Origin of the sequence: Bdellovibrio bacteriovorus (genome assembly GCF_001592745.1) — a bacterium.
In the GTDB taxonomy this organism is placed as follows: domain Bacteria; phylum Bdellovibrionota; class Bdellovibrionia; order Bdellovibrionales; family Bdellovibrionaceae; genus Bdellovibrio; species Bdellovibrio bacteriovorus_B.
This window is the reverse complement of the sequence record NZ_LUKD01000001.1, coordinates 88,529-103,224: the sequence shown is the minus strand read 5'-3', so window position 1 is coordinate 103,224 and position 14,696 is coordinate 88,529. Positions and strand designations below refer to the sequence as shown.

The following is a 14,696-nucleotide window of genomic DNA, read 5'->3' as shown; positions in this document are numbered from 1 at the left end:
ATGGCAAAAAGTTCTTTTACTCGCCGTGAATTTTTAAAAGTTTCTGCTCTAGGCACGTCAGCTATGGCACTTAGCAGCTGCACAAGCTTAGATCGCTATTTTATGGGCGATAAAAGAAATTTTAAAAATGAAGTCGTCATCCTGGGGGCGGGTGCGGCGGGACTTTCTGCCGCCTTTGAACTTAAAAAACGCAAAATTCCATTCCGTATTTTCGAGGCCTCCTCACGAGTCGGTGGGCGTGTTCAGTCCGTGACCGTCTTTCCGCAAGGAGGGCCCGTTGCGGAATTAGGTGCCGAGTTTTTTGATAGCTCACACACTCGCGTCTTTGACTTGGCAAAAGAGCTTAATATTCCGACAAGCGAAGTGAAGGCCGCGACGGGACTTGAAGCTCATCTTTTTTCGTTCGACAAAAAAGTTTATAAAGTGAAAGACATCGCTGCACGTCTTAAAACTTTGCAAAATCCTTTCCGTCGTATTCGTAGCGAATTGTATCGTGAACAAGATGTCATCCTGACATATCGAAATTCTTTTCAGTTTGAACGAGCGGCCTATTATGACTCTTTGTCCTTAGCGGATCTGTTGGATAGTTGGAAAAGTGAAGTGGATCCGTTGGTGCTCCAACTGATCGAAGCTCAAGCGGTCAGCCGTTTCGGTGTCGATGCGAAAGACCAGTCGGCTCTTCATTTCTTGTCGACTCTCGATGCGGAAGGAAGTTCGCTTTTAGCGGGGCGAGCGGTGTATCGCATGGATGGGGGACTCTCAAATCTGATGCAAACACTGTCAGCGCGGGTTGCTGGTGTGATACCCGATTACGTGGTGAAGCTGAACAGTCCTTTAACGGAAATCGTGGAAGATGATGGAGCCTTTGAACTTACTTTCCAAACGCCGGAAGGAAAAGAAACTTTCACGACAAGACATGTGATCTGCACTTTGCCTTTTTCAAAACTGCGCGAGGTCAACGGCGTTCAGAATTTAAATTTCTCTCAAGCGAAAAAAGAAAACATCATGTCGCAGGCCTATGCGACACACGCGAAAGGCACGTTGGGGTTTGCTTCTCCGTTCTGGCGTGATCGTCGTGGGAATGTGCCTGCCAATGTCGGAAACTTTACGGGAGATTTTGTAACTCAAAAAATATGGGACTCGGGACGAGCGCAGAAGGGGACTCAAGGTCTGTTAACTTTCCAGCGTGCCGGAGCTTCCGGAGCCAAAGCCGGGGCCGCCGCGACCGGGGAAGCGTTGAAGGATCTGGATATTTTCTATAATGATCTTCCAGTGATTTCAGAAGGTGCTTCAGAAGTTGCTAACTGGCAGCAACGTAAATGGGCTTTAGGATCCATGGCGGTCTTTAAACCTGGTCAGTATATGCGATTTAAAGGTGTGGCCGCTGAACCCGAGTATGGTGGAAGGTTTCAGTTTGCTGGCGAGCACACGAGCGTTCGATTTGCGGGAACTTTGCACGGAGCCCTGGACAGCGGCATTCGTGCTGCCTCGGAAATTCAAGTTTAAGAATCAGTATTCCAAATAAAAAAGGGCGATGGTTTTCACCATCGCCCTGTGTTTTTCGGAAATTTTATTTCACAAGATTTACTTGCAGAGTTCCCGCTTCGCCTTGAGCGGCGACAAAACTATCAACATCTGTTTTGTTGATCGCATTGATCAAAGAGCTCATGCGGTTGTTTGTGATACTCATACCTTGAGGTGCTGAACCATCCGCGTTCACCCAGCTATAGTTCGGCTGAGGAGAAACAACAAAGACGATGATGTTGTAAGAAGGACGGAAACCTTCTTTTTCAACTTGCACCGAAGGCAAAGACATCGAGTCCGCAGAGATATAAACCGTGCGTGACTCTTTCACTTGAGAGATCGTGATTTGCGAAGAGTCCGTAGAAATAAACGGACGGGAACCGACAGCGTAAAGAACTGTCAGGTACTGCCCACGCAAATTCCCCAAGCGATTGACTTGAAGTGAAGGGATGTTTTCAAAACGAGCGGCTTCCGCACTTCTTTGGGAAACAGAACCACTCATCAAACCCAGACCGATGATCAGAGTTAGCGCATTGATGACGATGAGTTTTAGAGATCTCATTTTTTAGCTCCTGTTTTCGCGTAGTCTAGATACATGACGATGTGACCGTTTGGATCGACAGCAACGCGATTGATATCCAATTTAATTCCTAAAATCACAGGTGGAAGAGGCAAACTTCCCGGGATGACTTCATCCACAGTTTTCCAGCCTGCACTTTGCTCACGCAGTCGTTCTTTCACACCTTCGCGCACTTTGCCTGGCATCAACTTACCCACAAGTGAAAGGTATTTGTTGTCCATAACCAAAGAGTCCACATCGATGGAATGCAACTGCAGCTGCATGCCGGACTTATCGCTCAACTGGCGTAATTTTGCAATGATGTCGAAATCAATCACGATTTTATCTTTAAGAGCGATATGACCCGGTTCATTTTCAACTGAAACATGCAGTTTTACGAAAGCCTCCTGTGGCTTTAAGACCGCGCCGGCTGGAGTTTTTACATAGTCAATCGTTGGCGCCGCCTTTAGCTTCAATACGGTGCCGTTGGATTGGCGGATGGTCTCAAAGTTTTTACGTTCGTAACTTAACTGCAAAACACGGTTGATCAAAGCGCGATCCAGCGTCAAAGCAAGGTCGTAGTTTTCCTGCGGCAGCAAATTGACTTGGGGAAGACCGCGAGGGCCGTTGGATGCCACCGGGCGACTTTGAGGATTGATTGGATCCTCAACGTAAGCCGTCAGCTCAATATTCAAAGATTTTTTCAAATTGATATTCTGAAGTTTTAAACCCCATTTAAAGTTAGGGCGGCGGTCGTATTCTTCGGTTCCAGGTGGAACCATGTCTTGAACCTGCTCCAAAGAGCCACTTAAAAATTCTTTGGCTTTTTGATTCAAAAGTTCGGGCAATTGCTTACGAGCAAAGTCACCCAGGCTTTCACGGACTTTTTGAAGGATGACCGGCGCCTGCTCCATCAACATCGCATCAAGTTGAGCGGTGTTGAGCTGAAACTTTTTTCCGTTAATTTCAACCGCGATTTGCGGGACGATTAATTTTTTGTATTGGTAAGCAATGGGAGCTTCGGAAAGATTGTTGTCAATCTCTAAGGCTTCAAAATCCAACCCTCCATTGGCGTTGGAGCGAATGTAGAAGGGAAGACGAATTTTCAAAGGAGTCGTGTCGTCACCTGCAGTGATGGAAACATCTTCCAGGCCCACTTGACCCAGAAATTCATTGTTCATATCCCAAGCTTTCACAGAGTGAGTGGCAATAGAAAGCTTTTTGACTTCAAGTTCGATAGCCAAAACCGCGCCGTCGCGCTTTCCCAGTGCTTTCATCAGGGCTTCATCGGTCACCAAGCCGAAACGAGAAAAGTTGGCGATATAGCCGGACTCGCCGATCTCAATCGTAGGGCGGTGTTCGTCCATTGAAAAGCCAACCAACCATTGAGTCAGAAGGTCGCGAACTTGTGCATACATTTTTACCATTTCAGGATTGGAGTCTTTAAAATCATCAGGGTTGATGGGCTTTTCAAAAGTATAGCTCATCGCCGGGAAATAACCTTCATCGAGCTTCACACCGAGGTTTCCTAATAGATCGCTCAAACGGTTATCAAAGTACTTCATTCCACGTTGCGTGACTTGCACTTGCACTGCTTTAGGCAAGAGGTGCTTGTTCGCAATCTGAGGACTCAAGTCCGCAGCCAAGGCATTAAAGCCTTGCAACGACAGTAGCAGGGGAATCAACATGCGCGATGTTTGAAGCCGACGTACCATATAGTTAAACCTCGTTCGTGTAGGGGCTATGATCCAAAGGGGCCTGGTGCAATGAAAGTTCCAATGCTTTATAGGCCTTAGCTCCAATACGATGGAGGAGAGCTTTTCGACACCTGTCTAAAATTGAGACAGGGGCCCCAAAAGGGCAGTCTGTTCCGAGAGGTATATACTAGCGAGATCACAATAAAAAACCCCGAAATTGCTTTCGGGGTTTTTACTTAGATTTAGGAACTTAAAGAAAGATTATTTCAACAACTCAAGAGCTGTTTCATTGATCCAGTCGGCATGGGCATCAACACGAGTGAAAACGGAAAGAATAAAACAATCCGGAGTCAACGGAATCGGCAAAGAATCGCCGCGACTTGCAACACCCAAGAGATACAACTGACCGTTCACATCAAGATAAGCAGGGCCACCAGAGTCACCGCTGCAAATACCACGGCGAAGTGATTGATCCAACATGATTTCGGTAGAGCCGTTCATGGGAGACTTCACTTTCAAAGTGGTTGTGCGCAGAGTGCCAGCCCCTTTTTTAACTCCCCAAGCCCAGTTCAAACCAAAGCCTGCAACAACGACTTCTGTGTTTTTTCTGATGCCAGAGAAGTCCGAAAGAAGGGGAGCCGGAGCATAACCCGCGGGAGCCGTACCTTCAAAACGAAGCATGGCGATGTCGTACATGTCTTCTGCCTTCATCTCACCATAGAATTTGTGCTGAACTTTTTTAACGACGCGACGAAGTTGAGAAGCGTCAGCATTTTTAAATTCCTGACCGAATAAAACCACCATTTTATCCGATGTGGGATCGATACAGTGTGCAGCTGTTAAAACAAGATTTGGTGCAATCAAAGTTCCAGTGCAAAGGGCTTTAGCATTTTCGTCATAAAGACCGACGGTCGAACGGCTGATGCGGCTATTTGCTTCTACTTTATCGCCACCAATGACACCTTTTTGTTGGCCACTTAATTCCACTTGCGCTTGCTGAGCGGTCTCGGCACAGGCGCTTAATGTTAATGCGACGGCCAAAGTAAGAGATAGCTTTTTAAACATAAAGACTCCTTGATTCGAAAAGAACCGCCCACATTTATCAAATTTTGACGTGGTGGTAAGTTCTTTCGTGTGAGGTGAAAACATTCTCTCGTAGGACAAAAAATTGACACTTCTTTGTCCCTCAACTCGAACCTAGCGGTGTTAGAGGGAGCAAATTTCATGTGCCTCGCAATGACCCTGGGCATCTTGGTTGAAAAGTCCTCAGGATTTGGGATAGTGATCGGCCCCGGGGGTTTTATGAAAGCGATTCTAACGATTCTATTTTTGTTACCAACAGTCACCTTTGCTGAAGTGGTTCAGGGAAATATGGAAGTAGTGGCACGCAGTGAGTACCCGCAGTATGGGGCCGCTTGCACCTATGAAGGAACTCAGAACTATATCTATCCAAAATCGTCGCGGACTATTTCCCTAGAGGTGATGGGCGACCAAGTTAAGGTGCCGGTGTCGGCGGTTGGCACCGTGAATTGCTCTTCTTCATTTGCCGGTTTCCCTCATGAAGTTATTGTGCCATTGGGATCCACAGTGGAGTATCCAATGCTTCCGCCATTTTTAACCGACTTAGCAACGCTTTCTTTGTCGGTGAGTGTTTCGAAAATCAAAGATAAATTTCTAGTGCAAGTGCGATGTGATTACTCGCACCGCTGTGGTTTGAATGGCTTTGATGAGGTGACGATGTCACAGGTAACACCACCTCAGAACTTTGTGATGGTCGAGTGTGAATGCTGGGGACGCGCGAACGCGTACCAAGTAAATTACTTCACGAATCTTGCGGCAGAAGCCGTAAGTGCTGTGCGCGCACACGCTCAAGTGCAAAGAAAGTGTCAGCAAAAGATCGGATACAGATCCGTCGAACTTCGCAACTGTCGAAATGTGCGCTAGAAATTAATTAGCGAAAATCCTCGTCCTCCACCAAATGCCAAGAGTGTCCGCCGTCACTGGTTTTCAGTAAGGCGGAGTTCTGCATGGCCGAGGTGTTAATAGCCTCTCCGGATGGAGTCTTGAAATAGTAAGGCGCATAGGGACGCATCTGACTGTACTCTAAGTAAAGATGATCGCGACGATCAATGGTCATCACTTGATAGAAATGCGTGTATTCTTGCGCATTCGGGTAGACCAAAATCTTTGGAGCACTCCATTTGTAAAGATTCGATTCGCTTGTAAGCTCCGCCGTTTGGTAGGCCAGTGCTCCGAAATATTCAAAGTCAAAAAGGGACTTATCGTAAGCCCACAGGCGATAGGCCACATGAAGCTTGTCTTTGCTGTCGATGATGAAAGAGACATAAGTTTGGCTACCGCCAGAAACACCAGGAATATTGAAGTTCGCGCTATACCCACTGTCCGTCGTGTTCACAAATTGCGGTGCGGACCAGGTATCGATAGAGTCCGATTTTGTCGACGAGGTATATGTGAAGTGGCCACCATGCGATCCGCCAATAACGTGCAAGATTCCTTGGCTTGAGCGCACAATGCCGGGCTGATTGTGGTTGTCATTCAAAGGCCAGGTTTTAAGAATTTCTTTTTTCCTGATCAATCCGGATTTGACGTCATACTCTGCAACCCAAATTCCTGAATAGGGATTGCCATTTTTATCGGGCACCGTATTCGTAGGGCGACCTCTTTGATTTTTTTCTAACTTGTGATCCAAAGTGGCTTCTAGCCAGACGACAAAATATTTATCTCCGGCGCGCAGAAGTTTAACGGCACTGCCACTGCGATAACCGATGGGCTGTGCTGTTGTGCTTAGGGTGAGGGGAGTGTCAGCGACCAGCTCTCCGTTTTTATCAAATGAAGTCGTTTGCAGCGTCAAGGTTCCAACAGTTCCTTGCCAGTATTCAAATCCACTTTCGTAACCAGAGACTTTGCCGCTAGCTTGAAAGTACAAGAAAGCCGGCGGACCCGGCAGAGGTTTTGAAGTGTAAGGTCTTTCAAGGTCGTACCATTCAGGTAGTGTTGAAGAGCTTAGAAGAACCTGACTTTTCCAAGTGCTCCCGTGATCCTTTGAGTACATCAGAACATAGTGTTTGTTCGCTGAGTCTTTGGTTTTGATACGGACGACGCTGTAAAGAATGTCGTCTTTATCAAAGACCGCCATCTTCGGATCCCAGATCAGATCTTGTCGGTTCATGGAAGCGATCTCATCCACGGTGGAATTCGGAAAATGTTTTTTCACTGCGGAAATATCAAAGGGCAAGTCCATCCAAACGCCGTGTTGATATTTTTTAAATCCGCTGGCGAGTGGTGCCGTCTGGCTGCGCTCGTGACTTCGAAAATAAGGTCGATTGAAACTGTCAAAGGCGGGGATGTAAATGGGATAACCTGGCTCCCAGGCAAAAACTTTGCGCTCGTGATAACTTTCTAAAAAATTCGCGACTTCCGCGGGAGAATTGAATTGATTCAATCCGGTTTTAGGAAAAGCAGGAAGCTTTAAGGGAGCATATTTGTTTTTATTCAAAGATGAAAAAGAGCCCGAGCCTTCAAGGGACGAACTGGGGCGAAGCAGTTTAAAAGAAACCACCATCGCTGTCAGAGCAAGCGCTGCACAAACCAGTTTTTTCATTATCAACCTAACTAAAAGTTAAATCCATATCCCGCGCGAAGGATGATTTGTTTTGCGGAAGATGTGTTGTTGTCCGGGTACATAGCGTAATCAAGTTGAACCGGAATAAAATTGTTGCGGTTAAGATGATAGTCCATTCCTGCAGACACCACGATGGTTTGATTTGTGGAAATTTTGCTGGTGTCTAGAACGTTACTGCTTTTATTCATGGCAAAAAGGAATCCTAAACCCGCGGCGGCGTTGAATTCCATAGTCTTCGTTTTTAAGAAAGTATAACGAACCAAGGCTTCAACACCCAAGTAGCCAATTTCGACCTTACAGTCTGAGCTGCCCGTACATGAAGCCGCAGAGGAAGTTCCAGAAGCTTGCAAGGATTCATAACCACCCAAAATGCGCGCACTGATATTGCCGTCTAGTTGCATTTGATAGAAGCCCGAAAGATTAAAGCTATTTCCAGAAAGAGAGATGCTTGAAGTGCCCGTTGGTTTTACAGTCATCGTATTCATGGCGTAACCCGCAGTCAATCCCCAAGCAGATTGAGATTTTGGCGCACGGCTCGCAGTTTGCGAAGACTTTGCGCCACGAGAAAGCTTTTCGATGGAAAAGTCAGGACTCATTGAACCTTTAAGGATCGCGGCGACTGCTCGGTTGTTTTTGACTTGTTTGATTTCAAGAAGGGCGCGCGCTTTACCATCACCATCACGAACTCCCAATTTTTCACCGGCTTGAACAGATTCTCCTTCAAGATCTAGAAGGACGCGGTCTTTTTTTACACTGAGGGTGCGAATCGCATAAGCTGGTGAAACAAGGGCTGATAATAGCAGTGCTGTAATGATGATTTTCATAGTGATACTATCGTCAGAATCAAAATGAAACTAAAGGAAAACCGGACCCTCTGTTACCTCTAAAATCCGGATAAATTTACTTAGGTTTCCTCCGCGGAACACGTATTCAAATTATTTATGTCTCAATTTAAGAAGCGAGGTCGTCTTTTACCTTAACCATCCGATACTATTAGGGAGCGGAAGAATTCGGGGGAATGACCGTGACACATTTTATTACTGGTACAGTTATGGTGCTGTTGGCGTCAGTTTCGTCATCGGCTCAGACTTTGTCTGAGGCGGCGCTCTTTAATCGTTGCTATACTCAGCTAACGGGTAAGCCCGTACCTCTTAAACACGCTACGATGATCCAGATCAAAGCAGGGAAGGTGAAAGCCTTGGATGCCTGCAACAGTCTTTTGGATAAGGCCGAGCTAGATGCTTCGGGTCCATTGATCAATCGCAACGATAAAGAAGCTAGAGCCGTTCTTAATAACTTCTATAATTTTCATCGTACATGGTTCTCTGCAAACTCCGTGGAACAAATCCAAGAATACAACGAGGAGTTGGCTCGTGGGACTATGGATATCTATGACTCCACAGAGCCAGGTCTAGCTTTGACTCGCGCCATGTTTGCTCGTGGGGCTGAGTACAAAGACGTTCTGACTTTGGGTTGGGGTGTGCACGCTCAACGAGAGGAAAACGCGGCTGTTCGCAGTCAAATCGGCTGGAATGTGAATTTTCCAGCGCGTCGCCTTTACGGCAATCACGCGGGCTTTAACGAAAACCTTTTTAACTTCCGTGCATTGACGGGTGGTTTTAACGGAAATTCGGATACGACAAATTCCATGTTCCTGCATTTACCTAAAATTGAAGTCGGTGAATTAGTGGGGATTCGTATTAAAAGCGAGAGCGTGATGATTCCAAACGTCAGCTTGCAGCCACTTGGTGCCGATCGTCGTGGAAATGAGCAGCAAGGATTGAATCACTCGTTCAATCTAAACGCCACATTGGGCGGTGGTGTTTTAGGAACACCCATTTATATTCTTTTGAACTATGGGCATGGCCGTGGTCTTGAGGCGAATGGAACAACGAAAGTTGCTCGTCGCTGGTCGCAAACCAATATGAACTCTTTCCTTTGCCAAGAGTTGCCGGCGCTGCGTGAATCGGATATTCGCACAATGGTGGTTGGAAATTCTTCTGCACCATTTAGAAACTCTGCAAGCTGTGTGATGTGCCATGCGACTTTAGATCCTATGGCCTACACGACTCGCAATGTGGTGATGGCAGGTTCTGATTACTTCGTCATGAGTGAAGGATCTCGCACACATTCTAAAACCGCATTGCACATGGTGACTTATAAACCTGATTTGTCTTCCGTCGCTGGTTGGCCTTCAGAGCCTGTGGCGAACTTCCATCGTCAACAACCAACGGGTCGCTTGTTCTTTAGATCAATGACAGGAACTTTGATTGATAAACCTGTGAATGGAGTTGCGCAGTTGGGCGAGGCGATGGCAAATACGCCGGACTATTATAATTGTGCGGCAAAAAGATACTTCGAGTATTTCACAGGTATCCAAGTCGCTCTTTACGACCGTTCAAATCCTGCCAACGCAGAATTGAACAGAAAATTATCCAGCGAATCTATAGCAGACCGCGAGTTCGTGGAAGCTTTGGGGGCAGAGCTTCGCGATTCTCAATCCGTTCGTCGCATGATCAAACGAATCATGTCGTCGAAGTACTATAAAGAAGCGAATTTCCGAGAGCAGTAAACCGGGGGACACAATGGGGGACGATAATAATTTTTCACGCAGGGGTTTTATGGCTGGTGGCGCCGTTATCGGTGCGACAGCTTTAATTCCGACTCCGCTTGAGCGTCTGCTGAATGTGTTAAGCACAGGCTTTATTCATGAAGCCCAAGCTGAGGCCAACGGCACAGCGGGAGCTCGTAACTACATCAATATTTTGATGGCAGGGGGACCTCTTCGTTATACTTTTGACGCTTGGATGAGAACCAATCCTTCCGACACACAATTGGATTTTAATCCGATGGTGGCGACGAAATACGTGAGCTCGGGTGGCAGAGTCACGGGTGTTGAATACAGTTCGTTTAATTATAATGGTGTTTTAGTTCCTCACATGTTTTCGCACACGGTGAATAGCAGTGCGGGACAACGTCCTTTAACAGATCTTCTTAAACACATGCTGGTAATTCGCGGCTTCGGTACGGGCTTTGACGGCCATCCGTTCAATGCGACGGTTCAGCAAGCACCTGTGGGTGGTGTTTCTTCAGTGATGGGTCTAGCGGCCGACTATTCTTCAAAAACTTTTGAGGCGGTGGAGTGGCCGAACCGTGGAGCTTACGGGAACTACATGTCTCTTAAAGGTAAGGCGCTCAATAAACTTACCGGCAGTCCTTTGCATTCCTTGCTTGAAGGCTTTGGTGGTCCTCAAGGGGGCCGTGTAAAAGGTCGTGACTTAAAGACTCGCAACCGTGATGCCTTCGATTTAGCGCAAGCGCGCTTACGTGCTTATGCTCAGTCCGATTTCGCGGGCTCGACAGTTCTCGCAAAAAATCTTTCTAATGCTTCAGACCTTATGAAAAAAGGCATCGGCAATATCGATGGATATTGGACAAGTGCCGTGAATAGATACAAAAGCATCATTGAATCCAGCATGCGCCAATCAGGTCTTGTCGGTATCAGTGATATTCCTTTGATTTCGGACCAAGGAAATTTCTGGCGTGTGCACGTGGCTGACGGAAATCGTGGTCTTACAGTGCATCCCGATTTTGATATGAGAAGTGCCGTTTCAACAATGACTGAATCAGGTGGTTTGAGCGAAGGTTTGGCCTTAGCGGAGTATGTTTTAAAAGAAGGTCTGGTCAGTTCACTCAACATTCAAGTCGGTGACTTGAACAACGTGACTTTGCGTGATGCCGCAAACGGTGTCACGATGGCGCATACGGGTATTAAAGACATGCATGAAACTGGCGCTATCCCGGCCGTGCTTTTGACGACGGCTTACTATCGCGCGTTGGCGGCAGGTCTTTTAGAGTTGATTGATCAATTGAAGAAAACAAAAGTGAACAACACAGATCTATGGTCTGAAACTGTTGTGCAAATTATTTCTGAATTCAATCGCAGTGCCCGCGCTAATGGAACGGGCAGTGACCATGGTTTCAATCAAATGGTCACCAGTGTCTACACGGGCGCTTTCTCGAATGGTCCTTATGTCGTCGGCAACATCATTAAAGGTGGTCATGGCGGCGGTTACACGGGGACTCAAGGTATTGGAGCCGCAATTGATGGTTACAATCAAGCGGGTCGCCCCACACCGACGATGGCAGCTTCAACGGTGGCAGCTCTTTTACGTGTGCCAAAAAATCCTTACGAAAACTTGGCAGCGCCCTTGGTTGAACTTTCAGGCAACAGCCTGCGTGTTATGAAAACAGCAAAGATTGTGGGGTAAAGATGTTGAAGTCGCAAAAAACAAAAATCTTTACTTTAGCGATCACCGGTTTAGTCCTGACTCAGATGTATCAAAACTGTGGGCAGATGGGCATGGGTGGTTTTGAAACTTTGGATATGGCTTCGATGAATCTTTCCATGGGTATGGAAGGTTCAACGGATCAATCGCATCCGGCGCAAAAAGAAGTCCTGTTGCCTACACAAAAAACTTTGGTAGTGAATCGGGAATACGTCGCCGATTTAATGCGCGAAATATTCACGAGTTCAGCGACTCCAGTTCCCAATTTAGAAGCCCTGATCAATCAATGGATCATCAATCGCGGAGCTCAGTACGGCTTAGGTTGTAATCCTTATGGTTCTTATTCAGGTCGCGATTGTGGTGGAGATATCTCTAACTCCAATCTTCCGATCACGACCGATGACAACACCGTTCGGGAGTCTTTCCGTGTGCAGTTCTGCGAGAACGTGCTCGGTATGGACCAAGGTGTGAATGCGATTTTAGAAAAGCTAACCAATCGAGCGACGGCGCCAACAGCCGATACGATACGTCAGGTCTACGCTTTGTTTTATCGGGGAGATGAAGCTTCGGAGCTGATTGTGAACTCTTTATTAGATTTGGACCGGGCTTTGTTGGCCAAGAACGAGACGCCACTTGAAAGATGGCGAGCTTTGGCTCTTCAAGTTTGCGAATCGCCAGGTTGGCAATTACAATAGGTTTTCGGGGGAAGAATGTTCGTGGGGGTTAAAAAAAGCATTATTGCAGTCGGGGCCATGACCGGTTTGGTAGTGGCATTTCAGAATTGCAGTGACTTTGCTTTGCAGGATCAAGTGATCTATGAACAAGGTATCTTTGAGCTCGACTCAAAGACGATCCCTGCTCTTTTGGATTCCGAATCTTTGAATGCTTGGTCGAAGCCGGGCAATCCTAATTTCGTGAATAAAGGTTTCTGGGTTGCAGATCAATGGTCTGTGATCGTCGCCGTAGACCGAAAAGCCACAGGAAAAATTATCACCGTGTCATCGGGTGCCGCGAACGAAGAGACTTATATCAACGTTGCCAGCGGCAAAGTTCGTGCGGTTCGTTCCAGCAGCGGTGGTGCGGGCACGTGGACGGAATACATTGAATCAAATCTTCCGGCGAGTGGGGATCAAATGGTCCTTGGTGCCAATTTCGGTATGAAGGCCGGAGAAATTTCTTTAATGATTAACGGTATTTTGCAAACGGGAACTGTGCAGAAATCCTCGATCGCACCCGGAGACTTTTCGGTGGTCGCTAAGAGTGTGTCCGCTGCTCCAGTAGGCGGACAGGTTTATGAGTACATGGTCTTTGGTGGCGATAGCTATTACAAAGAAGGTAAGTTGACGAATCAAGAACTCAACGTCATGTCTCGCTATGTCGCGAACAACAATATGATTGCGAATGTGATTTGGGATCCAAGTCTGACAGCTCCGGGATCTTCAACGGGTGAAGACGAAGTGAATCCTAAGTTTATCATCGCAAAAGCAATTTACGATGCGAAGTGCGTGAGCTGTCATAAGTCGGGCGGTAATGCTCCGAACCTGGTGAACCTTACCGAGAATAAAGCGCTTTCTAATGGTTGGGTAGTCAAAGGCAATGCCGAGGGCTCGACGTTGTACAACGTACTTAAAGGATCTTCGGGCGGTGGGGCGAAAAGCATGCCTTCAGGCGGAAGCATTTCTGCGGCGGAAGTGCAGGCCATCGCTGACTGGATCAATAGCATTAAATAATTTAATTGAACTAAAACAATCACTGAACTTAGGGGGATTTTTCTAATGAAGTTTTTAGCAACTTTGTTTTTAACAACAAGTTTATCATGCGCAGCTTTTGCTCAAAGTGTCACTGTAGATGTGATTCTAAATCCGATGGGGGATTTCAAAGCGAAGACCGGCTCTGTAAAAGGCCAAGCGACAGTGAAGGGTGACGAAGTTTCTGCGGAAAATATCATCGTTGATCTTCGCACGCTAAAAACCGGTGTTGAGCTTCGTGACAAGCACACGCAAAAGCACCTGGATACAAAAGCTTTCCCAGAGGCTGTTCTAGTGTCAGCAACGGGTAAAGGCGGTAAAGGTAAAGGCAAAATCAAAATCAAGGGCGTAGAAAAAGACGTTGAAGGCACATACAAAGTAGAAGGCAAAACTTTGAAAGCGAATTTCAAACTGACTTTGTCTGACTTTGGAATCAGCGATATCAACTACATGGGTGTTGGCGTTGAAGATGAAGTGACTCTTCATGTCGCTGTTCCTGTGAAATAGATTTTCGACATCACAAAATAAAAAGGCGCAGTTTATCGACTGCGCCTTTTTTAATTCTCTTAAAGCCTTTTTAGAATCGGTATGTGGCTCCGACTTTCCACATTGTGGATCCTTCCGCCAAAGGCCCTAAGCCTTGATAGAAATCCCACTTTTGAAACAAACGAATGTTAAGATCCGCCATCGGCATCACGTTCATATTGCGACCAGAGTCAATAGTTTGACCGGAAGCTGCCGGCCAATCCGCGTTCTTCATAAAAGCGAGCACTGAAATCCCTGCATTGATTCTGCCCGAGAAACGATAAAACGCGCGAGGGGAGACACCGTAAACTGTGAACGCCACTTTGCCTTCAGAGTAATCCAAAGAGTTGTCTCCGCCACCATTGGCACGACCGGCTCCGATGAACGCGCCAAAGTTCCAACCCCAGCGGTAGTAGGTCACTTCTTTTTGAATCGTGACGATCATACCGTTGTAATTGGCATTATCACTTTCGCTCGTGAGCCCTTGCTGCAGTTTTAATTTTTCATTCCACTGCAAGGCTGCGACGTTAACACCCCAAGTTTCACGCGAAGTCACTTTTTTCGCCTTCACGGTGCTTGAGGGGGCGGGGGCCGCTTCTGCAGTCTCTTCCGTAGTCGCAGCGGCCTCTTCGTCAGATGACGCTTCTTCTTGAGCAAAAGAGGTCGACAACAACGAGCTTACTAAGAAAAATAAAATAAACTTTTTCATGA

The 14,696-nt window shown here is 46.8% G+C and carries 13 protein-coding genes; 7 read left to right on the top strand and 6 right to left on the bottom strand.

From position 1 onward, the window contains the following. Window positions 1–1,506, top strand: coding sequence for a flavin monoamine oxidase family protein (locus tag AZI87_RS00460; RefSeq protein WP_253696279.1), 1,506 nt, complete (start codon window positions 1–3; stop codon window positions 1,504–1,506). 64 nt (window positions 1,507–1,570) lie between these two features. On the opposite strand, the gene AZI87_RS00455 is transcribed toward AZI87_RS00460, so the two are convergent. The 3 genes from AZI87_RS00455 to AZI87_RS00445 all read right to left on the bottom strand — a co-directional run bounded on the left by AZI87_RS00455 (window position 1,571) and on the right by AZI87_RS00445 (window position 4,845). Further along, window positions 1,571–2,086, bottom strand: a complete 516-nt coding sequence (locus AZI87_RS00455) for a hypothetical protein (RefSeq protein ID WP_063204494.1) — start codon at window positions 2,084–2,086, stop codon at window positions 1,571–1,573. After that, complete coding sequence (locus AZI87_RS00450) at window positions 2,083–3,798, bottom strand: DUF2785 domain-containing protein (RefSeq protein WP_063204493.1); 1,716 nt, start codon at window positions 3,796–3,798, stop codon at window positions 2,083–2,085. The genes AZI87_RS00455 and AZI87_RS00450 overlap by 4 nt, the downstream gene beginning before the upstream one ends. A gap of 243 nt (window positions 3,799–4,041) precedes the next feature. Then, complete coding sequence (locus tag AZI87_RS00445) at window positions 4,042–4,845, bottom strand: S1 family peptidase (RefSeq protein WP_063204492.1); 804 nt, start codon at window positions 4,843–4,845, stop codon at window positions 4,042–4,044. 237 nt (window positions 4,846–5,082) lie between these two features. Between AZI87_RS00445 and AZI87_RS00440 the strand changes: the two genes are divergently transcribed. After that, window positions 5,083–5,724, top strand: coding sequence for a hypothetical protein (locus AZI87_RS00440; RefSeq protein WP_155722466.1), 642 nt, complete (start codon window positions 5,083–5,085; stop codon window positions 5,722–5,724). 7 nt (window positions 5,725–5,731) lie between these two features. Here AZI87_RS00440 and AZI87_RS00435 read toward each other — a convergent pair whose 3' ends face one another. Then, on the bottom strand, window positions 5,732–7,402 hold the full coding sequence (locus AZI87_RS00435) for a BNR-4 repeat-containing protein (protein WP_063204490.1): 1,671 nt from the start codon (window positions 7,400–7,402) through the stop codon (window positions 5,732–5,734). Window positions 7,403–7,413: 11 nt separating this feature from the next. Then, window positions 7,414–8,247, bottom strand: coding sequence for an outer membrane beta-barrel protein (locus AZI87_RS00430; protein ID WP_081112083.1), 834 nt, complete (start codon window positions 8,245–8,247; stop codon window positions 7,414–7,416). Window positions 8,248–8,441: 194 nt separating this feature from the next. Between AZI87_RS00430 and AZI87_RS00425 the strand changes: the two genes are divergently transcribed. Genes AZI87_RS00425 through AZI87_RS00405 form a run of 5 tightly spaced genes read left to right on the top strand, consistent with a single transcriptional unit; the run spans window position 8,442 to window position 13,967 of the window. Further along, entirely contained in the window at window positions 8,442–9,995 is a 1,554-nt protein-coding gene (locus tag AZI87_RS00425) for a hypothetical protein (protein ID WP_063204489.1), read from the top strand. Window positions 9,996–10,008: 13 nt separating this feature from the next. After that, on the top strand, window positions 10,009–11,694 hold the full coding sequence (locus AZI87_RS00420; RefSeq protein WP_063204488.1) for a DUF1501 domain-containing protein: 1,686 nt from the start codon (window positions 10,009–10,011) through the stop codon (window positions 11,692–11,694). A 2-nt stretch (window positions 11,695–11,696) separates the two neighbouring features. Continuing rightward, window positions 11,697–12,407 carry a hypothetical protein gene (locus AZI87_RS00415; protein WP_253696275.1) on the top strand — a complete coding sequence of 237 codons (711 nt, stop codon included), beginning with the start codon at window positions 11,697–11,699 and terminating at the stop codon, window positions 12,405–12,407. Window positions 12,408–12,422: 15 nt separating this feature from the next. Next, on the top strand, window positions 12,423–13,442 hold the full coding sequence (locus tag AZI87_RS00410; protein WP_063204487.1) for a c-type cytochrome: 1,020 nt from the start codon (window positions 12,423–12,425) through the stop codon (window positions 13,440–13,442). Between the two features lie 45 nt (window positions 13,443–13,487). Continuing rightward, complete coding sequence (locus AZI87_RS00405) at window positions 13,488–13,967, top strand: YceI family protein (RefSeq protein ID WP_063204486.1); 480 nt, start codon at window positions 13,488–13,490, stop codon at window positions 13,965–13,967. A gap of 70 nt (window positions 13,968–14,037) precedes the next feature. Here the strand turns inward: AZI87_RS00405 and AZI87_RS00400 are convergent, their stop codons facing one another. Then, the gene (locus AZI87_RS00400) at window positions 14,038–14,694 is read right to left on the bottom strand and encodes a hypothetical protein (RefSeq protein ID WP_063204485.1); all 657 of its coding nucleotides are present in this window, start codon (window positions 14,692–14,694) and stop codon (window positions 14,038–14,040) included. Window positions 14,695–14,696 lie beyond the last annotated feature (2 nt).